We start from the raw sequence: 22,580 nt of genomic DNA, 5'->3' as shown, positions 1-22,580 counted from the left end.
TGAATTGCGGCTTAAGCTCTGTGTTCGGCTTGCGTTACACCGCCGTTCACGCCACGGTGTACGCATGACAGCGGCTGAGCCCAGTACCGACGGTTCCTATCGGGATCGCATCGCGGCCATCGAGCCTGGTGGCAACGAGTTCATCGCCGAAGCCGACCGGCACGGGAAGCCCAGCCAGCTGTTCTGGACCTGGAGCTCGCCGAACCTCGAATTCGCCACGATCTTCCTGGGCGTGCTCGCGGTCGCCGTCTACGGCATGACGTTCTGGCAGGCGCTGGTCGGGATGGCGATCGGGACCGGGCTCGGGGCGCTTGCGCACTACTTCCTGTCCAAACGCGGACCCCGCCACGGTGTGCCGCAGATGGTGTTGGGCCGGCTGGCCTTCGGGTTCCGGGGCAACGCGGTCCCGTCGTTGCTGATGACGGTGACCGCGGGCATCGGCTGGTTCGCCACCAACAGTGTCAGCGGCGCGTTCGCGTTGTCGACTCTGGTTGGGGTGGCGCCGGTGCTGGCTCTGGTGTTCGTCGTCGTGGTGCAGACGGCGCTGGCGGTGTTCGGGCACAACCTCGTACAGGCCTTCGAGCGGTGGGCCTTCCCGGTGCTGGCGGTGATCTTCGCGGTCACGTCGGTGGTGATCCTGAGCAAGGCCGACTTCGGTGCCCCGGCGGTGTCCGGGGGCGTGGGCGGGACCGGTGGCTTTCTGCTGACCGTCGGCACCGCGTTCGGGTATGTCGCGGGCTGGGCCCCCTATGCCGCTGATTACACCCGCTACCTACCCAAGTCGGACGCCACCGCACGGACGGGGTTCTTCGCAGCCGCGGGGCTGTTCGTGTCCTGCCTGGTGCTGCAGGTTGTCGGTGCGGCGTCGGTGACCATCGGACCCGCCGTCTCCGACAACCCCACCGCGGCCTTCACCGCCGAGCTGGCACCGTTGCTGGCCAACCTCACGCTGCTGGCAATCGCGATCGGCGCCATCGCCGCCAACGCCATCAACATCTATTCGGGCGCAATGGCTTTCGTGACCATCGGGGTCAAACTGCCGCATCACATCGCGCGTGCGGCGGCCACGGTGTTCTTCGGCGTGGTCGGGTTCCTCATCGCGTGGTGGGCACTGGCCGACGCGGCCGCGAGCTACGAGGCGTTCCTGCTGATCATCGCGTACTGGATCGGACCGTGGCTTGGCGTGGTGTTCGCCGACCAGTATTTGCGCGGTGACCAACCCGTGGCGCAGTTCCTCTACGACCGGACCTACAGTAACTGGCCGGGCCTGTTGTCGTTCCTGATCGGATTGGTGGTGTCGGTGGCGCTGTTCTGCAATCAGACGAACTTCGTCGGCTTGGTGGCCCGGGCGATGCCCCAACTCGGTGACATCACCTTCTTCGTCGGATTCCTCATCGCGGGCGGCTGTTACCTCGTGTTATGCCGGTCCAAGCTCGCGGCAGAAAGGGTGGCCGCATGACTCCCGAACAGATGCTCGACGTCGCAGTCGAGCAGGCACGTAAAGGCTTGGCAGAGGGCGGTATTCCGATCGGAGCAGCGCTGTTCCGGGATACCGGCGAACTGCTGGGTGCCGGACACAACCGGCGGGTGCAGAACGACGATCCATCGATCCACGCGGAGACCGACGCCTTCCGGGCTGCAGGCCGGCAGCGCGGCTACCGCTCGACGATCATGGTCACCACGCTCTCGCCGTGCTGGTACTGCAGCGGGCTGGTGCGCCAGTTCAACATCGGAGCCGTGGTGATCGGCGAGGCCCGCACCTTCTCCGGTGGCCACGATTGGCTGTCCGAAAACGGGGTTGCGGTTACGCTGCTTGACGACAAGCGCTGCGTGGCGATGATGGAGGACTTCATCGCCGACCGGCCGGAACTGTGGGCGGAGGATATTGGCGAATGAGCGCCATTGCGACAGTAGATATTTCGCGGTGGTACCGCGGTGGGGCCGACGCCGACGCGGTGGCCGCCGAGGTCGATGAGGGGCTGCAACGGGCCGGTTTCATCGTCATCACGGGCCACGGGGTGGATGCCGATCTGGCGGCGCGGGTGCGTGCTGCCAGCCGCGAGTTCTTCGCTCTGCCTGCCGAGGTCAAGCAGCGCTACTCGGTGCCGGTCGGTGGCCACGGCTGGATCGGGCCGGGCGCCGAAGCCAACGGGTACGCCGAGGGCACCGAGACCCCGCCGGACCTCAAGGAGAGCTACAGCCTCGGTGCCGAGACGGCAACCGGCGACCCGGACGTGGACCGAATCTGGTTCGCGCCCAACGTCTGGCCGGCCGAGGTGCCTGCGCTGCAGCCGCTGGTCAGTGAATACACCGCGGCGATGCGCAAGCTGTCCGACGATCTGCTCGCGCTGTTCGCCCACGCACTCGGGCTGCCGGCGAATCCCTTTGCGACACTGGCCGACCGGCCGACCTGGACCATGAACATCAACCACTACCCGCCGGTGAGCGTGGTGGGCGAGCCGGAGCCGGGTCAGTTCCGCATCGGCCCGCACACCGATTTCGGCACCGTCACCGTGTTGGACCGCGAGCCGGGAGCTGGTGGGCTGCAGGTGTATTCGGAGGCAGAAGGCTGGGAGGACGCGCCGTGGGAACCCGGTGCGCTGACTGTCAACATCGGTGATCTGCTGGAGTACTGGAGCGGCAAGCGCTGGCCGTCGGGTCGCCACCGCGTGCTGCCGCCGCAGCCGCACGCCCCCGAAGAGGATCTGGTCTCGCTGATCTACTTCTACGAGGCCAACCACGATGCGCTGGTGACGCCGCTGGATCCGCCGATCGGGCGGGTTGCGGGGCTGACTCCTGTGACGTCGTCGGATTTCATCAAGGAGCGCCTGGACGCCATCACGATCGGCTGAGCTACGGCCTGGGTGCCGGGCCGTCAGGTTCGAGGGTGAAGAGCTTGGTGGTCAACGGCTTTCGAGCGGCCCGGTATTCGGCATCGATGACCTCGGCCATGCCTGCGCAGGCGTCGGCGCCGAACAGGAACAGCAGATCCCGCTGCGGCACGGCCGCGACGACATCGTCGCCGACGAGTCGGGTCATGCGCTGGTGAAGTCCCGAGGCAACCAGTGTGGTTGCGGCCAGCCAGCTTCCGCTCATCACCACCGTCGGCGTCCCGGCGGGACCGCGCTCGAAGAACTCCATCGCGACCCGTCCGGCCGACAACGCTTGCGACAACGCCCGGTCCGCGTGGGCGTATGCCGTCGTCAGGTCGATCCGGGCGGCCGTCAGTTGCGAGGCGCCCACCGCGGCCAGAATCTGGGCATCGGGCGGACCGGTCGGCGTCACGAGCGCCACCGAGAGGCCGTGTCCGATTCGGCGCTGAGCTCCGGCGGCGCTCGACAGCGTGTCGGGATAGTCGTCGGGAATCAGGTAGGGGTAGATCTGGTCGACGTCGATCTGCATGCCGCCATCTTGCGCCATCGGTAAACGGGCACGCCGCACTCGTTAGGGTTACCGGCATGCGTGTCAACCTCGGTCCCGAGCCGTCCCGCCCGAGCCATGCCTGAAGGGCACACTCTGCATCGGCTGGCCCGGCTGCATCAACGCCGGTTCGGCCGGGCTCCTGTGGTCGTGTCGAGCCCGCAGGGGAGGTTCGAGGACGGCGCGTCGGACGTGAGCGGGCGGGTGCTGCGCAAATCCGATGCCTGGGGCAAGCATCTGTTCCATCACTACGACGGCGGTCGCGTCGTCCACATTCACCTGGGCTTGTACGGCACGTTCACCGAAGCGCCCGTGCCGTTGCCGCTGCCGGTGGGGCAGGTGCGGATGCGCATGGTCGGGTCGGAGTACGGCACCGACCTGCGGGGTCCGACGGTGTGTGAGGTGATCGGCGAGCCCGAGATCGCTGACGTCGTCGCCAAACTCGGCCCGGACCCGCTGCGCGGCGATGCTGACCCGGAGGTGGCCTGGAAGCGGATTGCCAAGTCGCGCAGATCGATCGGCGCGTTGTTGATGGATCAGTCGGTGATCGCCGGGGTAGGCAACGTATACCGCAGCGAGTTGTTGTTCCGTCATCGCATCGACCCCTACCGGCTGGGTGTTCACCTCGACCAGGACGAATTCGCCGACATGTGGACCGATCTGGTGGCGTTGATGAAGGTCGGTGTGCGGCGCGGCAAGATCGTCGTGGTGCGGCCCGAGCACGACCACGGCGCCCCCTCCTACGGACCGGGCCGGCCCCGCACCTATGTGTACCGGCGGGCGGGCGACGCATGCCGGGTGTGCGGAACGTCGGTGCGCACGGCCGAATTGGAGGGGCGCAACCTGTTCTGGTGCCCGGCCTGCCAGAGGTAGTGCGAGTTCCTACCGTGCAGGCGGTGTGCAGTCGAGCCAGCCAAGACCGTTTCTGACGAAGATCATCTGGGTGTCTGTCGTCACACCTGGTTCGTTCTTTCCGATGGCGTATGCCCGCTTCACGTCGGCCGTGGCGGTATCGCCGTCGACGTCGATGTTCCGCACGTCGCTGCGCTGGACGTCGATCATGTCGACCACGAATTCTTGGGCGGCTTTCCCGAATGCGACAGGGTCCTGGCGACGGAGCGTTTCCGCCACGTTGTCTGCCGTTTCGATGTAGAGGCCGAGGCCGCCATATTTCTGAAACAGGATGTCTTTCAGATTCGCCATGTACTGCGGATCGGACCGCTGTTCGGGCGTCACGAAGTCGGTCATCTTCGGCAGGAGCTTTTCCATCGATGCGCGCTTGTCCTCCTGATATTCCGGGCAAACCAACTCGACCGCGAGATCTACGTCGTAGTCCTTCAACGCGTGGTCCTGCGAAGCCACCAGGGCGCGCAGCTCGTTCTCGTCTTTGGCGTGGCCCGATCCGCAGGCCAGAAGCATCGAGCCCGCCGCAGTCAACGTGACCATCAGTAACCCCAGCCGTTCCGGCGCCATACATCTTCCCCCTCAAAGAGTTCCAGTCAACCGTAAGCCAACGGCGGTGGTGCATATGCGGCAGTTGTGTATCACCCCGAGGTGATGATTGTGGGATCAGCCGGGACAATTGACGAGTGGAATTGATCCTCGTCGTCGTCGGAGCCATTGTCGTCACAGCCATTGCCCACCGGCGCGGATTGGAACCCGCCCTGATCATCGTGGTCGTCGGCATCGCGGTGTCGTTCTTTCCGGATTTCGAGCCGCCCGAACTGGATTCGCACATCCTGCTGACGGTGGTGCTGCCGCCTCTGCTGTATTCGGCGGCGCTGGGATTCTCATTCCCGACGTTCCTGCGCAACATCCGGCCGATCCTGGGTCTCGGGGTCGGGTTGGTGGTGGTGACCGCGTTCGCGGTGGCCGCGGTGTCGGCCGGGCTGGTGCTGGTGCCGCTGACGTTCGGTCTCGCACTGATCCTCGGCGCGATCGTGGCGCCCCCGGACGCGGTCACGGCGGTCGCGGTGGGCCGCAAACTGGGCCTGCCCAAGCGCGTGATGGCGATCCTGACCGGGGAGAGCCTCATCAACGATGCTGCGGCGCTGACGCTGTTCAGCATCGCGGTGGCCCAGGTAGCAGGCACCCACACGTTCATCGAGGATCCTTTCCTGCTGTTCGCCTTCAGCGCGGTGGTGGGTCCGCTGGTGGGGGCACTGCTGGGTTACGTGACGCTGTGGATCCGGCGGCGGCTCGCGAATCCGGGGCTGGAGACCGTTCAAGGGCTGGTGGTGCCGTTCGCGGCGTACATCACCGCCGAGGAACTGCATGCCTCGGGTGTGCTGGCGGTCGTCGTCGCCGGATTCGTCGTCGGCCACGGTTCGCTGGGCGCCGGATATCAGACCCGGCTGCAGGAACGCTACGTGTGGAACTCGGTGGATGTGCTGTTGGAGGCGTTCGTCTTCGCCTACATCGGTCTGCATCTGCGGTTCGTGCTGGAGCACCTCAACGACGCGCATGAATCGCTGATGGAGGTGGCCGTCGCGTCGGCGATCGTGCTGCTGATCGTCTTGGTGATCCGGCCGCTGTCGGTGTTTGTGATGTTCGGCCGCAACAAGCTGTTCCGGCATGTCGAGAACCGGCTGAGCGTGCCGGTGCCCGAGCGGGGTGGCCGTGGCGCGCTGGGTACGAAGGTGCGACGCAAGCCGATGGGCAAGTGGCGCTCACGTGTGGACCGCAGGCCGCTGTCCTGGCGCGAGAGCGTGGTGGTCTCGTGGACCGGCATGCGCGGGGTGGTCACCTTGGCTGCGGCCGCGGCGATCCCGGCGACGACGATCACCGGTGAACCGTTCCCCGAGCGGGCCACCATTCAGGCCATCGCCTTCGTCGTCAGCGTCGGCACCCTGTTGATCCAGGGTTGGTCGCTGCCGCTTTTGATCCGGCGGCTCCATCTGTCGCGGTTCTGCGACGACCACGAGGTCGACCGGGCCGAGGAACTCAAGGCTGAGCGGTTGGTGCACGACGCCGCCGAGGAAGTGCTGGCGAACTTCGAGGCACCGCCGGGAATGAACCCGAGGGTGCTGACCGAGATCCGCGGCATCATCGCGCGGCATTCACAAGATGCCGACGAAATGCCCGACCCCGAGGCCCACACCAGGCGGTCGGAGGTGTTCTCGGGGCTGTACCGCGATGTGCTGGCGGCTCAGCGGCAGGCGCTCATCGCCGAGCGGGACGCGGGACGCATCGAGGACGAGGCGGTCCGGGCCATGCTCGAGCGGCTCGACCTGCAGGAGGCCGGGGTGTCGGCGCGGCTCGATAGCCGGTTCTGAAGACCGGCGAGCAGTCGCGAAAGTCCCCGAACCGCGGCATGTCGCGGACGTTCGCGTCTGCTCGCGCTGGGTCAGAAGTCCCCGCCGCCGAAGTCGAATCCGCCGCCGTCAAACCCGCCGCCGTCGAATCCGCCGTTGTCCCAACCGCTGGCGTCGGTGCCGCCCCAGTCGCCAGAGCCACTGTCGCCGGAGCCACTGTCGTCGTAGCCGCCGCCGTCGTAGCCGCCGGCATCTTGGCCGGCGGCGTATCCGTCGGAGTAGCCGTCACCGTAGCCGCTCTCGAAACCCTGCGCGCCGTAGTTGACCCCGTGCATGCCGCTGAACAACGAGTCGAACAGCAGTGCCGAACCGACGCCCCATGCGCCCGCGACCAGGGCGGTCTTCCACCAGGGCTCGGAATACCAGCCGGCAGGCACCGGTCGGCCGGCGACCCGGCCGCCGGGGTAGTAGTTGGGCGTGCGCTGCGACGGCGTGGGGGAGGCCTCGAGCTGCCGGCCCTCGAAGTTGACGGTGCGGTCCTCGGTGACCGCGCCCGCTGACCGCTGGCCGGACAGGGTCTCCAGCTCGGGACCGGGATCCATGCCCATCGCGGTGCGCGCGGCGCGGACGTAGTACAGGCCCTCGATGGCGCTTTCCTTGGCCAGCGCGGCCTGCTTGGCAGAGGTTGCCTGGTCGATCTGTGAGGACGCGGCGGTGTAGCGCTCCGACGCGTCGGCCAGGGCTTGCTTGGACGCATCGTCGGTGCCAGTCAGGTTGAGCACCTGGCCGCCGAGCCGTTCGATGATGCGCCGGGCGTCGGCCTTGGCGTCGGCGAGGGATTCGGCAGTCCGTCGTCCGGCCGATTTCGACGAGCTGTAGACCGCGAACGCGATGGCGGCGATGACCAGGACGATGAGTACCAGCAAAACGCTGTTCATGGCGTCCAGGGTACCGAGCGGAAACGGGGTTTCCGGGTGTCGCAGTGGGCGTCAGATTACGCCGAGAGCGGAGTACACCTCGTTGGACAGCGCGACCGTGCGGGGGTCGGCGTTGCACTTGGTCGCGTCGAAAAAGTTCATCACGTACGCGTAGCCGATGCGGTGTTCGAGATCGACGAACGCGTACGAGCCACCGGAGCCGCCGTGGCCGAAAATCCGGAGGTTGGGGCCGGCCACGCCGCGCTGGTTGAGCATGTATCCCAGACCCCAGCCGTGATCGGCGACGCGCGGGCCGAGCACCACGTCGGGGTCGAAGCCGCCCTGGGACACCCGAGCACGCTCCAGGTGTTCGCGGCTGATCAACGTTTCCTGGGCCAATGCGTTGTAGAACGTCGCCATGCCCAGTGCAGACACATGCGCGTTGGTGCTGGGGAATTCAGCCGACCGCCAAGTGCCCAGGGCGTGGGCGCCGAGCTCGTCGTCCGGTACGAAATCCATCGACACCGCGAATGCCGCCCACGGATGGTCGTTCAGGTGCTGCGGCGGGGTAGAGACCCTGTTCTGGGCCAGCACACTGCGCACGGTCGGCTTGTTCAGCATCTCCGCGCAGCGGTGGTGCTCGTCGGCGGGCAGGCCGATATGGACGTCGATGCCCAGCGGCTCGGCGATCTCGGTGCGCAGATACTGGCCCAACGTGCGGCCGGTCACCCGGCGGATCACCTCGCCGAGGATGAAGCCGAAGCTCACGGTGTGATAGCCCTGCGCGGTGCCGGGTTCCCACCACGGCTCGGCTGCGGCCAGCCGTGCGCAGACGCCGTCCCAATCGGTCACGTCGCGCCAGTCCATGGGTTCGCGCGGGCCGATCACGCCGGAGCGGTGCCCGAGCACCATGGCGACAGTGACGTCCTGCTTGCCGGCCTGGGCGAACTCCGGCCAGTACCGGGCGATCGGAGCGTAGAGATCGATCTCGCCGCGATCGGCCAGCAGATGCACGCAGCTGCTCAACAGTCCCTTGGATCCGGAGAAGACGCTGGCCAGGGTGTTCTCGCGCCACGGGCGAGTGCCTGCTGCGTCGGCCGATCCACCCCACAGGTTGACCACCAGCTCGCCTTCGACCCAGACCGCGACGGCGGCACCGACCTCGCCACGCTCGGCGAAGTTGCGTTCGAAGGCGTCTCGCACCCGGATGAATTGCGGCAGGCACGTGCCGGCTATCGGGGGAGCTGTCGTGATCATGCGGGCTCCTGCGTGTTGGACCGGAGCCGTTGGCCGGTGAGTCGGGGACGACCACCAATGTACGGGCCGTGGCCATGACCACCACAAGGGTCCAAATCGATTGGAAGCGATTCGAGACCGGCCCGTGATCAGGCTCTCAGGGCATTCGGCATGCCATCTTTGGCGTCAATTTCCGCAGGCGCCGTGTGCTGTCGGAGTCGACGTCGCAGAGTCCAGTGGCTTGGCCGATCGAGGGGATCGCGATGACGCGCGAGATGGAAACGGTCACACTGCACTTCGACCTCAGGCATTTGTTGCACCGTGGGGCGGAGCAGAATTTCACGCTCAAGATGCCGGGCGTTCGAAGAACGCTGATGTGTCACACCGCCCAGACTCGCAGCCGCCATGCCGAGTCGAATTCCGCGTTGGCACAACTGAACCACGATCAGCGGAACCGTTCGCGCGCTACGCAGAGAAGGTCTCCCTGCCGACGGACGCAGTCAGCTTCTGCTGGGTCGGTTATCCATCTCGCCGCCCGGGTGCGGTGTCGGACGAAAGCGCCGTCATCTTTCAGCATGTGCCCCGCGCCGCGGCCCGACGCGCGATCCGCACACAGCGCCGCGCAGGCGAGTTGACGGGGCCGCATCGGCTGCGCGCGATGGGGGTCGACGTGACTGGCGACGAGGGTGACGAAGAGGCGCCGATATGCCTGTCCTGTCAGCGCATCTGACGGGAACTGAACCCGCGCAGCGAGCCCGTTGCCCGAAGGGGCACCACACGGGTTCCCTGGCCGTGCCCCGGTGTTCGTTGCCAATGATCCCGGCGGCAAACGATCATGTGCGGTGAGCCTGACGGTGGATGCCCGTTCGCGACGTCGGACGCCGAGCGGCAAGGTGGGTGGTCAATGGCGAGCGGTCACGCACACGAGCCTCACTCGCGGGTGAATCCAGAGGCTGCGCCCCGGCGGCCCGGCCGGCCGACGGCGAGTGCGCCCAACCCGCGCCGAGTCACCCAGCTTTCAGCTGACGGCATTCTGGACTTGCAGGGCGCGGTCGGCAATCGTGCACTGGTAAGTGCGCTTTCCGGCGGCGTAGTCGTTCAGCGTGACGAGCCGGCCGACCCGGCCAAGCAGCGCTTGGCTGATCTGCGGTCGGCGATCATCGATCGTTCTCTGCCGATGGGCGCCGGAAATGTCTGGCCCACCGGCCTTTACGACTGGCTGCACAAGCAGTCCATGCGCCACGGCGAACTGGAGTCGGCCTACCAGAAGGAGTACAACTCCGACGCCAACAAGGACATGGTCAAATACCTCGGCATCGACTATGGCGTGCGGGCGTCGTCATACTTCCGATTCGGCGGGCTGCGATTAGCGGACAAATTGCTGTTCGCGTTGTACGGCACCGACTTCGACCTAGAGACAATCCGTCGCGTGCTGGCGGCTCCGGCCGGCGGGAGCGCCTCCGGCAATACGTTCGCAGAGGCGGAGGCGATCTTCGCCCGTGAATTCAAAGAGCATTTCTCCGACGCCACATCTATCGCCCTGCCCAACGGACAGACCTCGCTGATCGCCGGAATTCTCGACAGCAAGACTCTGCAGTGGAAACGCACAGGGTACGAACTGCGCGCACTGATGGCATTCGGCGAATTTCGACTGGTCGACGAGCTGGCGGCCGAAATCGAGGCTCCGACGGGGATGACCGTCGCATGGGACAAGGTGCTCACTCTCGTCGACAAGGCCCCCGACAAAAACGCGCTGAAAGCGTCGTATCAGACTGGCTATCACAAGGACCTGATTGCCGAAGTGGGCTTGATGTCCCCCGAAGACCCCGCCGACATCGGCCTTTTGGACAACAAGCACAAATACCTCGCCGCGATGATTCTCGTCAAAGGCTCGGTGTCGCTGAACGAGCGGCTGCGCGTGGCTGTGAAGTTCAAGGACGACCTGAGCGTCGTGTGGAATTACCTCGAAATCGCCAGTGCCGCTGAGAAAAAGCAGATGCGCGAAGAGCCACTTGACCCCTCGACGATGTCGGAGCTGGCGGCCGAAGACAAAGAGCGACTCAACGCGTTGCTTGCGGAGAACCCAACCGCGATGCAGAAGTTGACGGCCGCCGGAGCCGACAGCGGCAGCGCCGTCATGAAGGTCTTCAAAAATGCCAAGGGGGCGGATCGCGAGCTCTTCGCCGATGCGCTGAACAAAGGTCAACAGTCCGTAGGAGATCCGTTCGTGGACCTCGTCGCCCGCAAGACAGGTGGCGACTTCAAGAACGTGAAAACCATCCTGAGCGGGACGGTAGCGGATCGCATTTCGTTTGCGCTGAGCGGTCTCGACGACGACGAGGACTATTGCTACAGCGTGCTCGAAGCTGCAAGCGACGCAGACAAGGTCGCCATCCTGCAGCAGGCGGAGACCGCGGGCACGACGCGGGGGCTGATGAAGTCGCACCTCAACGACAAGGAGTACCTGAAGGCGACGAAGATCCTGCTATCGGGTGCAGGCAGCATGGACCCCTTGGAGCGGGCAAAACTGGTCAGAGACTTCGGTAAAGAGAGCCTGACCGATCCGGGATCCGTCGGCTTCACCAACGCCTACAGTGCGTTGGCCGACGAGAATCGCGAACTCGACTGGGCTATCAAGGCGACCGGTGACAACAAATCCCCCGGTTCAGCCGAGGCTGCGGATCTCAACGCGAAAAGCGGATCAGTGCTCGCGTCGGCCGACAGCCTCACGAAGACCGCCGATTCAGTCAACGATGTCGCGGCGCAGATCGCTTACACCGCGGTCGGGCTGGTCATCGCATACATCACTGCTGGTGCGGGTGTCGGATTGGTCGCAGGTGCCATTGAGACGTTCGAAAACGTGGGTGTCAGGGCGGCGGTCGCAGCGGTCGCGAAGGGCACGGCCAAGGTGGTGATCAACAAGGTGGCGAAGGGTGCCAGTTTCGACGCCACGGGCAACGACGGGATGGCGGCGTTTCTGGGGGGAGCCGTCGAAGGTGTGACGGACGTGATCTTGCCGTCGGTCGCCCAGGGGCTTGTGTCGGTCGAGTACAAGCAAGCCATGGCGCTCAACGCCGAGCAGGCCGCCAAGGCGGCGTGGACGAGTCAGCCGAAGATCACTCAATCTGTGACCACGATTCTGACGAGCGGCACGGGAGCCGCCCTGAGCAGCTTCGCCGAAGCCACCGCCCAGGATGAAACCTGGAAGCGCGGACTAGGTGACGACGTCCTGATTCTGCTCGCCAAGACCGCTCAGGGCGCAGCCACCACCGCGGCGGTCACGGCTGGGATCGAGATCGCATCGCCATTTCTCGCCAAGCAAGCCGGTCGCATCAGTCAGCTCATCGAGCGTTTCCAACTGAGCAACCAGAGCGTCAGGGAGTTGAGTGAGGCCGAGGCCAAGTGGTTGGTCTTGCGCGATCAGCGCCGGGCTAAGCTCGGCGACTTCGACACGACGGGCGATGACTGGCCCACCATCAGTCAACGGCTCAGAAATCGCAAAGGCGGCGCGGGCGCCGACGACTTCGCTCTGGTCATGGACGAGCGGGCAGCGCTGCGCGATCTCAACATGCTCCGCAAGAAGAGCGGTCTCCCTGTTGGCGACACGTTCTCGCCGCCGCCGGAACCCAGGATGATCGTCGATAAGACCCCATCGGACACGCCCGCGGGATCGACCTCCGGCCAGCCGGCCGATCCGCTCTCGATGGACATCGCCGGTCAGAAAGAACTGTCGCTGGCCGATAAGGAGCGGTTGGCGGAGTACACCGCCGGCGTCCGGCAGATGGGGGTTTCCGGACCGCTGACCGAGGCCAACGTCAAAGAGATCGGCGCACAGGCGCTGAGCAAGTTCGCGCCGGCCGATATGCCCAAGCCGGAGATAGTCATCGCTGAGCCGGGTCAGCTAAAGCCCGATGAAATCGCGTTGATATATCGGAATGGATGGGTGATCCGCGTCAACCCTGCCGAGTTGGCGAAGCCGATCGAGGACATGGCTTCTGCTCTCGCGCATGAGGTGCGGCATGCCGCCCAGTTCTATTTGATCGCGCGATATTTGATTGCCGAGAATCCAGGGATAAGTATCGATCAGATCGCCGCCAAGATGGGCGGCACCAAGGCGGGCGGCGCCTACCGGGCGATGCTGGGCAAGGCGCAAGAGGCGCCGGTCCTCGACCTCAACTCGCCCTACGGCGCCGTCGCGCATCAGCTGTACGTGACAGAATTCGGCCCGGCCGGGAGCCTTCCAAAGTTCCCCTTCGTCAATCCAAACACGATGTGGGCGAACGACTTGCAGAAATACATCGGTGAATTGGAGAAGATGAAGGCGCGCTACGAACCGATCGCCAAGGGGACGAGCGTCCACGCCGCCGATGCCCAGGGCACCGTCAACCAACTCGAGATCATGATCGAAGAGGCGTGGGAACACTACAACGTGCACAGACCCCTGGAGGTCGACGCTTACATGGTCGACCGGCTCGTCAAACTCGGGATGAACCCCAGCTCTTTCACGAAGGCCAAGCCGGGGCCCGTACCCGTTCCTGTACCGCCGCGGAATTGACGTCGGGCAACTGCCCCCTTGGGTGCCCACTTGTCCGGCGAATCGAACACACGCGATTTGGGGGTGAGCAACGCTGAACGCAACATCGGTCACACCAGTCGCGAAAACCTCTCAGGCAACTGCGTCGCGCTTCCCGCGGCTCGTCCGGGATCTCACGAGCGCCGAAAGGACAAAAAGCTGCCCTACCAGCGTTTTCGCCGGTAGGGCCGTTTTTCCGTGGAGCGGGCGACGGGAATCGAACCCGCGTAGCTAGTTTGGAAGACTAGGGCTCTACCATTGAGCTACGCCCGCATGTGCAGCATCAGCACTGTACCGGTGTGCCCCCAATCAAATCCAATTGAAGGCTTCAGGTGGTCAGGCCGTAGTATCTCGCGTGGTCCTTTTGTGGGTTCGCGCCTGCGATCGGTCACGCAGACAATCGATGCACACGGGGTGTAGCGCAGCTTGGTAGCGCATCCGCTTTGGGAGCGGAAGGCCGCAGGTTCAAATCCTGTCACCCCGACTCACCCGCCAGAACGACAGAACTATCTAGGAGCGACAAGAGTGAAGAGCACGGTCGAGCAGCTGAGCCCCACCCGGGTGCGCATCAATGTGGAGGTGCCCTTCACCGAGCTGGAGCCGGACTTCGACCGGGCGTTCAAGGAGCTGGCCAAGCAGGTCCGCCTGCCCGGCTTCCGTCCCGGCAAGGCTCCCCGCAAGCTGCTCGAGGCCCGTATCGGCCGTGGCGCCGTGCTGGAGCAGGTCGTCAACGACGCGCTGCCCAGCCGCTACAGCGAGGCCGTCTCGACGTCCGACATCAAACCGCTCGGCCAGCCCGAGATCGAGGTCACCAAGCTCGAGGACGGCGAGGAGCTGGTGTTCACCGCCGAGGTGGACGTCCGCCCCGAGATCACGCTGCCCGACCTGGAGTCGCTGAAGATCACCGTCGACCCGATCGAGGTCACGGACGAAGAGGTCGACGCCGAGCTGCAGTCGCTGCGCGCCCGGTTCGGCACCCTGACCGGCGTCGAGCGCCCCGCGCAGGAGGGCGACTTCGTCTCCATCGACCTGTCGGCCACCGTCGACGGCGAGGATGTGCCCGAGGCCAAGACCGAGGGGCTCTCGCACGAGGTCGGTTCGGGTCAGTTGATCGACGGTCTCGACGACGCCATCACCGGTCTGACCGCGGGTGAGTCCAAGGTGTTCACCACCAAGCTGGCCGCAGGTGAGCACGCCGGTAAGGACGCTGAGGTGACTGTGACCGTCAAGTCGGTCAAGGAGCGCGAGCTGCCCGAGGCCGACGACGAATTCGCCCAGCTGGCAAGCGAATTCGATACTTTCGAGGAACTCAAGGAGAGCCTCGTCGAGCAGGTCAAGCGGGTCAAGAGCGTGCAGCAGGCCGAGCAGATCCGGGACAAGGCGCTCGAGGAGCTCCTGGAGCAGACCGAGGTTCCGCTGCCGGAGAACATCGTGCAGGCCCAGGTCGACGACACCCTGCACAACCGGATTCACGCCCTCGACCACGACGAGGACAAGTTTGCCGAGCAGCTGACCGAACAGGGCAGCAGCCGTGAGGAATTCGATGCCGACAACCGCACCCACGCGGAGAAGGCCATCAAGACCCAGCTGCTGATGGACGCGCTCGCCGACAAGCTCGACGTCCAGGTCGGCCAGAACGACCTCACCGAGCGTCTGGTGCTGATGTCGCGTCAGTACGGCATCGAGCCGCAGCAGCTGATCCAGCTCCTGCAGCAGAACAACCAGCTGCCTGCCATGTTCGCCGACGTGCGCCGCGCGTTGACCATCGCCGCCGTCGTGCACGCCGCGACCGTCACCGACACCGACGGCACGGTCGTCGACACCACCGAGCTCTTCGGCCCGGTCGGTAACGCTGACGCCGAGGCTGAGCAGGACAGCAGCGACGAGGCCGACGAGGCCGAGGCCGACAAGGATGCCGACAGCGCCGAGTGACGCTGTGAGCGAACGCGCCCCTGTCTGGGAGTGCGTGGCGTTCCAGGTTGGTTAATGTCGTCAGTACCAAGACGTAAGAGAAAGCAGGTATCCAGTCGTGACTGACATGCGTGGCGCCGGGGCAGGGCTCAACCTTGTCGACTCGGTGTACGAGCGACTGCTCTCCGAGCGGATCATCTTCCTGGGCTCCCAAGTTGACGACGACATTGCCAACCGGCTGTGCGCGCAGATTCTGCTGCTGTCGGCGGAGGATCCGACCAAGGACATCCACCTGTACATCAACTCGCCCGGCGGCTCCATCAGCGCGGGCATGGCGATCTACGACACCATGGTGCTGGCGCCGTGCGACATCGCGACCTACGCGATGGGCATGGCCGCGTCGATGGGGGAGTTCCTCCTCGCCGCGGGTACCAAGGGCAAGCGCTACGCGCTGCCGCACGCCCGCATCCTGATGCACCAGCCGCTCGGCGGTGTCACGGGCAGCGCGGCCGACATCGCCATCCAGGCCGAGCAGTTCGCGGTCATCAAGAAGGAGATGTTCCGCCTCAACGCTGAGTTCACCGGGCAGACGATCGAGCGCATCGAGGCCGACTCCGACCGCGACCGCTGGTTCACCGCACCGGAAGCCCTGGAGTATGGGTTCGTCGACCACATCATCACCAGCGCCAACGTCAACGGCACCGGACCGGGAGCAGGACTAGACAAATGACCGACCACACTGATCCCCGCCTTCAGCCGCAGGCCCGCTACATCCTGCCGTCGTTCATCGAGCACTCCAGCTTCGGCGTCAAGGAATCCAACCCGTACAACAAGCTGTTCGAGGAGCGCATCATCTTCCTCGGCGTGCAGGTGGACGACGCCTCGGCCAACGACATCATGGCGCAGCTGCTGGTGCTGGAGTCGCTGGATCCCGACCGCGACATCACCATGTACATCAACTCCCCGGGTGGCTCGTTCACCTCGCTGATGGCGATCTACGACACCATGCAGTACGTGCGGGCCGACATCCAGACCGTGTGCCTGGGGCAGGCCGCGTCGGCTGCCGCGGTGTTGCTCGCCGCCGGAACCCCCGGTAAGCGTCTCGCACTGCCCAACGCCCGGGTGCTCATCCACCAGCCCTCGCTGGGTGGCGTCATCCAGGGCCAGTTCTCCGACCTGGAGATCCAGGCCGCCGAGATCGAGCGCATGCGTACCCTGATGGAGACCACGCTGGCGCGGCACACCGGCAAGGATCCCGAGGTCATCCGCAAGGACACCGACCGCGACAAGATTCTGACCGCCGAGCAGGCCAAGGATTACGGCATCATCGACACGGTGCTGGAGTACCGGAAGTTGTCGGCGCAGAAGTCCTAAGCCCGACCGATCGTCTCCGGCAACGACACGCCCGTGTAACAGTCAGCGCACTGACGGGTCGTGAGCGGCCGGAGACGATATGTTCTCCTGCACAGGTAAATATCACCGACGCGATTCGGCTTTATCGGTCGCACCGCGGAGGAGCGAACGGGTAGCGTCGGGTTTAACGCCCGGGGAAACCCTCGAAATGGCGAAACGACTGACCGTGAACAGGAAGTAGGACCCCCCGAATGGCGCGCATCGGAGACGGCGGTGACCTGCTGAAGTGCTCGTTCTGTGGAAAGAGCCAAAAGCAGGTCAAAAAGCTCATCGCGGGTCCCGGCGTCTATATCTGCGATGAGTGCATCGACCTGTGTAACGAGATCATCGAGGAGGAGCTCGCCGACGCTGACGACGTCAAGCTGGACGAGCTGCCCAAGCCCGCGGAGATCCGCGACTTCCTCGAGGGCTACGTGATCGGCCAGGACACCGCGAAGCGGACCCTGGCGGTGGCTGTGTACAACCACTACAAGCGCATCCAGGCCGGCGAGAAGTCCCGCGACTCCCGCTCGGAACCGGTGGAGCTGACCAAGTCGAACATCCTCATGCTGGGGCCTACCGGCTGCGGTAAGACCTACCTCGCGCAGACGCTGGCCAAGATGCTCAACGTTCCGTTCGCCATCGCGGACGCGACGGCGCTCACCGAGGCCGGGTATGTCGGTGAAGACGTCGAGAACATTCTGCTCAAGCTGATTCAGGCGGCGGACTACGACGTCAAGCGGGCCGAGACCGGCATCATCTACATCGACGAGGTCGACAAGATCGCCCGCAAGAGCGAGAACCCGTCGATCACGCGCGACGTCTCCGGTGAGGGTGTGCAGCAGGCGCTGCTGAAGATCCTCGAAGGCACGCAGGCCTCGGTGCCCCCGCAGGGCGGCCGCAAGCATCCGCATCAGGAATTCATCCAGATCGACACCACCAACGTGCTGTTCATCGTCGCGGGTGCCTTCGCCGGTCTGGAGAAGATCGTCTCCGACCGAGTCGGCAAGCGCGGCCTGGGCTTCGGCGCCGAGGTGCGGTCCAAGGCCGAGATCGACACCCAGGACCACTTCGCAGAGGTCATGCCCGAGGACCTCATCAAGTTCGGGCTCATCCCCGAGTTCATCGGCCGGTTGCCGGTCGTGGCGTCGGTGACCAACCTCGACAAGGAGTCGTTGGTCAAGATCCTGTCCGAGCCCAAGAACGCACTGGTCAAGCAGTACGTGCGGCTGTTCGAGATGGACGGCGTCGAGCTGGAGTTCACCGATGAGGCACTCGAAGCCATCGCCGACCAGGCCATCCACCGTGGCACCGGCGCCCGCGGGCTGCGCGCCATCATGGAAGAGGTGCTGCTGCCGGTCATGTACGACATCCCCAGCCGCGACGACGTCGCCAAGGTCGTCGTCACCAAGGAGACCGTGCAGGACAACGTGCTGCCGACCATCGTGCCGCGCAAGCCCACGCGGGCCGAGCGCCGCGACAAGAGCGCCTAGCTTTTACGTCCAGATTGCACTGAGGGTCGTGATCCCATCCGGATCACGACCCTCAGTGCATTCTCGGCCCGGTACTTATTGAGTCACCCGGTCGGGGCGGGTGTAGACGTTCATCGAATCGCCCCGCAGGAACGCGACCAGGGTAAGACCCGATTGCGCGGCCAGGTCCACGGCCAGCGAGGACGGCGCCGACACGGCGGCCAGCACCGGGATGCCCGCCATGACGGCCTTCTGCGTGAGTTCGAACGACGCCCGGCCGCTGACCAGGAGCACGGTGTCGGTGAGCGGTATGCGGTTCTGCTCGAGCGCCCAGCCGATCACCTTGTCGACCGCGTTGTGCCTGCCGATGTCCTCGCGCACCACGAGCAAGGTGCCGTCGGTCGCGAACAGCCCGGCCCCGTGCAGGCCGCCCGTGCTGGCGAAGACCTTCTGCGCTTCCCGCAGCCGGGGTGGCAGGGCTGAGAGGGTGTCGGCCGCGACGGTCGACGGATCGTCACCCGGGCAGTAGCGGCTGATCAGCCGCACGGCCTCCAAGGATGCCTTCCCGCACACCCCGCAGGACGAGGTGGTGTAGAAGTTGCGCGTGACGTCGACCGCCGGTGCAGGCACGTTGGGTGCCAAAGTCACGTCGAGCACGTTGTAGGTGTTGGTGCCGTCCTCCGTCGCACCGCGGCAGTACCGCACCGTCAGCAGATCGTCGCGGGTGGCGATGACGCCTTCGGTGAGCAGAAAGCCTTGAGCCAGCTCGACATCCGAGCCGGGTGTGCGCATGGTGACGGTGATGGGTGTCCCGTTGAGCCGAATCTCCAGTGGCTCTTCGACGACGAGCGTCTCCGGCCGCTTCTCCAACCCGGTCGCGTCCAGATGGGTGGCACGGCGTCGTGTGGTCACTCGGCCCACAGTTGCCGCCTCCCGGTCATGGTTCCAACTTAGTCCTTCGCGCGGCGGGGGCGGTTGGTGCACCACGTGTGCGGTTCACGACGGGCCGACAGCCCTGACGCCAGCGTTAACGTCGGTATTGCGCCCTTGACGTGCAAGTAACAGGTCCGCCATCGGGCCTTCCTACTGTTGGCCGGTCACGCACATGTAGCGATAAGGAAGTCCATTGAGCGCAAACGCAGCTCGTCTGCAGGCCATCACCAACGTCGAGGCCTACGTACCGCCGGCCATCAGTTTCGTCCCGGGCGAAGCGCCGGGCTCGATCTTCGGGGCCAACGTGTTCACCAAGGCCGAGATGCAAGCGCGGCTGCCGAAATCGGTCTACAAGTCCGTCGTCGCAACCATCGAGAAGGGCGCCAAACTCGACCTGTCGGTGGCGGACGCAGTCGCCGCGGCGATGAAGGACTGGGCGTTGGAGATGGGTGCCACCCATTACGCACATGTGTTCTACCCGATGACCGGGCTGACCGCCGAGAAGCACGATTCCTTCCTGGAACCCGTCTCCGACGGCCAGACGCTGGCTGAGTTCGCCGGCAAGACGCTCATCCAGGGTGAGCCTGACGCTTCGAGTTTCCCGTCGGGCGGGCTGCGCAGCACCTTCGAGGCGCGGGGGTACACCGGTTGGGACGTCACCAGCCCGGCTTACATCCTGGAGAACCCGAACGGTAATACGCTCTGTATCCCAACGGTTTTCGTATCGATGACCGGTGAGGCCCTGGACTACAAGACCCCCTTGCTGCGCAGCCAACAGGCCATGGGGATACATGCCGAACGCATCCTGAAGCTGTTCGGCCACAAGAACCTGGAGAAGGTCGTATCGTTCTGCGGTCCCGAGCAGGAGTACTTCCTCGTGGACCGGCACTTCTTCCTGGCCCGGCCGGACCTCATCAACGCAGGCCGCACGTTGTTCGGCGCCAAACCGCCCAAGGGACAGGAATTCGACGACCACTACTTCGGCGCGGTACCCGAGCGCGTGCTGGGCTTCATGATGGACACCGAGCGAGAGTTGTTCAAACTCGGAATCCCCGCCAAGACTCGGCACAACGAGGTGGCGCCCGGCCAGTTCGAGGTGGCCCCGATGTTCGAGCGGGCCAACCTCGCCTCCGATCACCAGCAGTTGCTGATGACTGTGTTCAAGACCATCGCCAAGAAGCACGGCATGGAATGCCTGTTCCATGAGAAGCCGTTCGCCGGCGTCAACGGGTCGGGCAAGCACGTCAACTTCTCGGTCGGCAACGCCGAACTCGGATCGCTGCTGGTGCCCGGTGATACTCCCCATGAGAACGCCCAGTTCCTGGTGTTCTGCGCGGCGGTCATCCGTGCGGTGCACAAATATGCTGGGCTGCTGCGTGTTTCGGTGGCCTCGGCCACCAACGATCACCGGTTGGGTGCCAACGAGGCGCCACCGGCCATCATCTCGATCTTCCTCGGCGACCAGCTGGCCGATGTGTTCGACCAGATCGCCAAGGGCGCGGCGACGTCGTCAAAGGGTAAGGGCTCGATGATCATCGGCGTCGACACCTTGCCGGTCCTGCCGACCGATCCGGGTGACCGCAACCGCACCAGCCCGTTTGCCTTCACCGGCAACCGTTTCGAATTCCGGGCACCGGGTTCGGGCCAGACCGTCGCGGTGCCGATGATCATTCTCAACACCATCATGGCCGAGTCGTTCGATCACATCGCGACACTCCTGGAGCACGCCGTGGCAGACGGGGAGGACTTCGATGCCGCAGTGCAGAAGTTACTCACCGACATCATCACCGAGCATGGCGCGGTGGTGTTCAACGGTGACGGCTACTCCGAGAACTGGCAGATCGAAGCCGCCGCCCGGGGCCTGCCCAACTTCAAGACCACGTTGGACGCGTTGCCTGCGCTGATCGCGCCTGATTCTGTCGAGCTTTTCGAGAAGTACGGGGTGTTCAACGAGCGTGAGCTGCACAGTCGCTACGAGGTCCGGTTGGAGCAGTACGCGCTGACCATAGGCGTCGAAGCAAAGCTGACGTTGGAGATCGGGTCAACGGTGATCCTGCCCGCGGCGATCCGGTACCAAACTGAGCTGGCTCAGAACGTCGCGACCCTCAAGGCCGTCGGTATTGAGCCGGATACGACGCTGCTGCAACAGGTTTCGGACTCGATCAGTGCCCTGACGGCCGCCTTGGCCAAGCTGAAGGCGGGGCTGTCCCACGAGAGTGCCGATGCCTTCGAAGAGGCCGGTAACGCCCGGGACGCGCTGCTGCCTGCGATGGCGGAAGTGCGTGCCGCGTCAGATGCGTTGGAGGGTGTGGTGGCAGACGACCTGTGGCCGTTGCCGACCTACCAGGAAATGCTGTACATCCTCTGACCGAGTCGTCGCCGGGTGTGGGGTTGGTCCCGTCCGGGACCCTGGTAACCGCAGCCCCACATCCGGCGATCCGCCGGGCTTGGCCGACGAGATCGAATATTGGTCCTACGGATACTCCACGGGTTCCATCCGGCCGGTGCACAGCGATATCGCGGCGGCCTCGGCGATGGCCTGGGCCTTGAGTGCCTCGGTCAGATCGGGTCCGACGGTGCTCCGGCCCCCGAGGGCGTCGACGAAATGATCCAGCGCGGCGCGGTAGCTTGGGGCGATCCGGTCGAACCATCCGGCGTGCATGCCGTCGTCGATCACCCGACCCGCACTGTAACGGGACACCGCTCCCGTGCGGTGGCGCCGGGCCTCCACCATGCCCGTCGAGCCGAGCACTTCGATGCGCTCGTCGTAGCCGTAGCCGATCTGGCGGGCACTGTCGATCTGCACCAGGGCGCCGCCGCGCAGCCGCAGGGTCACCGCCGACAGATCGACGTCACCGATCTCGGCGAGCGCGGGGTCGGTCATCGTCGATCCGGTCGCGAAAACCGCCTCCGGTTCGGTGCCGGCGATCCAGCGGGCCAGATCGAAGAAGTGCACAGTCTGGTCGCGCATCTGGCCGCCCGACACCGCGAGGTAGTTCAATGGTGGTAGCGCGGGACCGCGGGTGGTCATCTGGATGAGCTGCACATCGCCGACCTCGCCCGAGGACACCACTCGCTGCAGCTCCGCGTAGTCGCGGTCGAACCGCCGGTTAAAGTCGACCATCGCCGTGACGCCCGATTCCTGCACGGCACCAACCACATTGACGGCTCGATCCAGGTCGAGGTCGATCGGCTTCTCGCACAGCACAGGCAGGCCCGCGGCGGCAGCCCCACGCAAGTGCTCGGCATGGGTGTCGGTCGAGGAGGCGATGAACACGGCGTCGATGTGGGCAGGGTCGAACACCTCGGAGAGGTCGGTGGCAGCCCGGGCGCCGTGGCGGCCCGCCAGCGCCGACGCACGTTCGGCGTCGACGTCGTAGACGACGGCGAAGTCGATCTCCGGATGCGCGGCGAGGTTGCCGGCGTGCACGGACCCGATGAAACCCGCACCGAGCAAGGCGAATCGGTACAC

General features: G+C 65.2%; 18 protein-coding genes and 2 tRNA genes. 13 read left to right on the top strand and 7 right to left on the bottom strand.

Annotated features, from left to right (window positions below; genetic code table 11):
• Positions 1–64 precede the first annotated feature (64 nt).
• From A5784_RS04610 to A5784_RS04600, 3 genes are read left to right on the top strand one after another with little or no spacing between them, the layout of a single operon-like run.
• A complete protein-coding gene (locus A5784_RS04610) occupies positions 65–1,459 on the top strand; it encodes a purine-cytosine permease family protein (protein ID WP_064942733.1) in 1,395 nt (464 codons plus the stop codon).
• Entirely contained in the window at positions 1,456–1,896 is a 441-nt protein-coding gene (locus tag A5784_RS04605) for a nucleoside deaminase (RefSeq protein WP_064942731.1), read from the top strand. Before A5784_RS04610 ends, A5784_RS04605 begins: the two co-directional genes overlap by 4 nt.
• Positions 1,893–2,852 carry an isopenicillin N synthase family dioxygenase gene (locus A5784_RS04600; RefSeq protein ID WP_064942729.1) on the top strand — a complete coding sequence of 320 codons (960 nt, stop codon included), beginning with the start codon at positions 1,893–1,895 and terminating at the stop codon, positions 2,850–2,852. The genes A5784_RS04605 and A5784_RS04600 overlap by 4 nt, the downstream gene beginning before the upstream one ends.
• A gap of 1 nt (position 2,853) precedes the next feature.
• On the opposite strand, the gene A5784_RS04595 is transcribed toward A5784_RS04600, so the two are convergent.
• Positions 2,854–3,402, bottom strand: a complete 549-nt coding sequence (locus A5784_RS04595; RefSeq protein WP_064942727.1) for a hypothetical protein — start codon at positions 3,400–3,402, stop codon at positions 2,854–2,856.
• 96 nt (positions 3,403–3,498) lie between these two features.
• On the opposite strand from A5784_RS04595, the gene A5784_RS04590 reads away from it, so the two are divergent.
• Positions 3,499–4,293 (top strand): Fpg/Nei family DNA glycosylase, encoded by a 795-nt coding sequence (locus A5784_RS04590; RefSeq protein ID WP_064942725.1) that lies wholly within the window; start codon positions 3,499–3,501, stop codon positions 4,291–4,293.
• Between the two features lie 9 nt (positions 4,294–4,302).
• Here A5784_RS04590 and A5784_RS04585 read toward each other — a convergent pair whose 3' ends face one another.
• Complete coding sequence (locus A5784_RS04585) at positions 4,303–4,893, bottom strand: hypothetical protein (protein WP_064942724.1); 591 nt, start codon at positions 4,891–4,893, stop codon at positions 4,303–4,305.
• A 116-nt stretch (positions 4,894–5,009) separates the two neighbouring features.
• On the opposite strand from A5784_RS04585, the gene A5784_RS04580 reads away from it, so the two are divergent.
• Complete coding sequence (locus A5784_RS04580) at positions 5,010–6,695, top strand: cation:proton antiporter (protein ID WP_064942722.1); 1,686 nt, start codon at positions 5,010–5,012, stop codon at positions 6,693–6,695.
• Between the two features lie 71 nt (positions 6,696–6,766).
• On the opposite strand, the gene A5784_RS04575 is transcribed toward A5784_RS04580, so the two are convergent.
• Together A5784_RS04575 and A5784_RS04570 are read right to left on the bottom strand one after the other, a co-directional pair.
• Positions 6,767–7,612, bottom strand: coding sequence for a hypothetical protein (locus A5784_RS04575; RefSeq protein WP_064942720.1), 846 nt, complete (start codon positions 7,610–7,612; stop codon positions 6,767–6,769).
• Between the two features lie 51 nt (positions 7,613–7,663).
• Positions 7,664–8,848, bottom strand: a complete 1,185-nt coding sequence (locus A5784_RS04570; protein ID WP_064942718.1) for a serine hydrolase domain-containing protein — start codon at positions 8,846–8,848, stop codon at positions 7,664–7,666.
• A gap of 523 nt (positions 8,849–9,371) precedes the next feature.
• Between A5784_RS04570 and A5784_RS04565 the strand changes: the two genes are divergently transcribed.
• Positions 9,372–9,557, top strand: a complete 186-nt coding sequence (locus tag A5784_RS04565; RefSeq protein WP_064942716.1) for a hypothetical protein — start codon at positions 9,372–9,374, stop codon at positions 9,555–9,557.
• A gap of 174 nt (positions 9,558–9,731) precedes the next feature.
• Complete coding sequence (locus tag A5784_RS04560) at positions 9,732–13,382, top strand: hypothetical protein (RefSeq protein WP_156750365.1); 3,651 nt, start codon at positions 9,732–9,734, stop codon at positions 13,380–13,382.
• Between the two features lie 217 nt (positions 13,383–13,599).
• On the opposite strand, the gene A5784_RS04555 is transcribed toward A5784_RS04560, so the two are convergent.
• Positions 13,600–13,673 (bottom strand) — tRNA-Gly (locus tag A5784_RS04555).
• Positions 13,674–13,810: 137 nt separating this feature from the next.
• Here A5784_RS04555 and A5784_RS04550 point away from each other — a divergent pair.
• The 5 genes from A5784_RS04550 to clpX all read left to right on the top strand — a co-directional run bounded on the left by A5784_RS04550 (position 13,811) and on the right by clpX (position 18,196).
• Positions 13,811–13,884: transfer RNA gene (locus A5784_RS04550), tRNA-Pro, on the top strand.
• A gap of 41 nt (positions 13,885–13,925) precedes the next feature.
• Positions 13,926–15,332 carry a trigger factor gene (gene tig / locus A5784_RS04545; RefSeq protein ID WP_064942712.1) on the top strand — a complete coding sequence of 469 codons (1,407 nt, stop codon included), beginning with the start codon at positions 13,926–13,928 and terminating at the stop codon, positions 15,330–15,332.
• A 106-nt stretch (positions 15,333–15,438) separates the two neighbouring features.
• A complete protein-coding gene (locus tag A5784_RS04540) occupies positions 15,439–16,041 on the top strand; it encodes an ATP-dependent Clp protease proteolytic subunit (protein ID WP_064942710.1) in 603 nt (200 codons plus the stop codon).
• Positions 16,038–16,685, top strand: a complete 648-nt coding sequence (clpP2, locus tag A5784_RS04535; protein WP_029372951.1) for an ATP-dependent CLP protease proteolytic subunit ClpP2 — start codon at positions 16,038–16,040, stop codon at positions 16,683–16,685. The genes A5784_RS04540 and clpP2 overlap by 4 nt, the downstream gene beginning before the upstream one ends.
• Positions 16,686–16,915: 230 nt before the next feature.
• Positions 16,916–18,196 carry an ATP-dependent Clp protease ATP-binding subunit ClpX gene (gene clpX / locus A5784_RS04530; protein WP_064942708.1) on the top strand — a complete coding sequence of 427 codons (1,281 nt, stop codon included), beginning with the start codon at positions 16,916–16,918 and terminating at the stop codon, positions 18,194–18,196.
• 75 nt (positions 18,197–18,271) lie between these two features.
• Here clpX and fdhD read toward each other — a convergent pair whose 3' ends face one another.
• A complete protein-coding gene (gene fdhD, locus A5784_RS04525; protein ID WP_064942706.1) occupies positions 18,272–19,096 on the bottom strand; it encodes a formate dehydrogenase accessory sulfurtransferase FdhD in 825 nt (274 codons plus the stop codon).
• 205 nt (positions 19,097–19,301) lie between these two features.
• On the opposite strand from fdhD, the gene A5784_RS04520 reads away from it, so the two are divergent.
• Positions 19,302–21,476 carry a glutamine synthetase III family protein gene (locus A5784_RS04520; protein ID WP_064942704.1) on the top strand — a complete coding sequence of 725 codons (2,175 nt, stop codon included), beginning with the start codon at positions 19,302–19,304 and terminating at the stop codon, positions 21,474–21,476.
• A gap of 105 nt (positions 21,477–21,581) precedes the next feature.
• Here A5784_RS04520 and A5784_RS04515 read toward each other — a convergent pair whose 3' ends face one another.
• Complete coding sequence (locus A5784_RS04515) at positions 21,582–22,580, bottom strand: Gfo/Idh/MocA family protein (protein ID WP_064942702.1); 999 nt, start codon at positions 22,578–22,580, stop codon at positions 21,582–21,584.

The sequence above is a fragment of the Mycobacterium sp. 852013-50091_SCH5140682 genome (assembly GCF_001665685.1).
Lineage (GTDB): Bacteria > Actinomycetota > Actinomycetes > Mycobacteriales > Mycobacteriaceae > Mycobacterium.
Note: the sequence above shows the minus strand (reverse complement) of the source record. Positions and strands in the feature narration are given on the sequence as shown.

What these genes read in the sequence shown, in the direction of transcription:
- A5784_RS04610 (WP_064942733.1), top strand. Translation starts at nt 65, where the DNA reads ATGACAGCGGCTGAGCCCAGTACCGACGGTTCCTATCGGGATCGCATC.
- A5784_RS04605 (WP_064942731.1), top strand. Translation starts at nt 1,456, where the DNA reads ATGACTCCCGAACAGATGCTCGACGTCGCAGTCGAGCAGGCACGTAAA.
- A5784_RS04600 (WP_064942729.1), top strand. Translation starts at nt 1,893, where the DNA reads ATGAGCGCCATTGCGACAGTAGATATTTCGCGGTGGTACCGCGGTGGG.
- A5784_RS04595 (WP_064942727.1), bottom strand. Translation starts at nt 3,402, where the DNA reads ATGCAGATCGACGTCGACCAGATCTACCCCTACCTGATTCCCGACGAC.
- A5784_RS04590 (WP_064942725.1), top strand. Translation starts at nt 3,499, where the DNA reads ATGCCTGAAGGGCACACTCTGCATCGGCTGGCCCGGCTGCATCAACGC.
- A5784_RS04585 (WP_064942724.1), bottom strand. Translation starts at nt 4,893, where the DNA reads ATGGCGCCGGAACGGCTGGGGTTACTGATGGTCACGTTGACTGCGGCG.
- A5784_RS04575 (WP_064942720.1), bottom strand. Translation starts at nt 7,612, where the DNA reads ATGAACAGCGTTTTGCTGGTACTCATCGTCCTGGTCATCGCCGCCATC.
- A5784_RS04570 (WP_064942718.1), bottom strand. Translation starts at nt 8,848, where the DNA reads ATGATCACGACAGCTCCCCCGATAGCCGGCACGTGCCTGCCGCAATTC.
- A5784_RS04560 (WP_156750365.1), top strand. Translation starts at nt 9,732, where the DNA reads ATGGCGAGCGGTCACGCACACGAGCCTCACTCGCGGGTGAATCCAGAG.
- A5784_RS04540 (WP_064942710.1), top strand. Translation starts at nt 15,439, where the DNA reads ATGCGTGGCGCCGGGGCAGGGCTCAACCTTGTCGACTCGGTGTACGAG.
- clpP2 (WP_029372951.1), top strand. Translation starts at nt 16,038, where the DNA reads ATGACCGACCACACTGATCCCCGCCTTCAGCCGCAGGCCCGCTACATC.
- clpX (WP_064942708.1), top strand. Translation starts at nt 16,916, where the DNA reads ATGGCGCGCATCGGAGACGGCGGTGACCTGCTGAAGTGCTCGTTCTGT.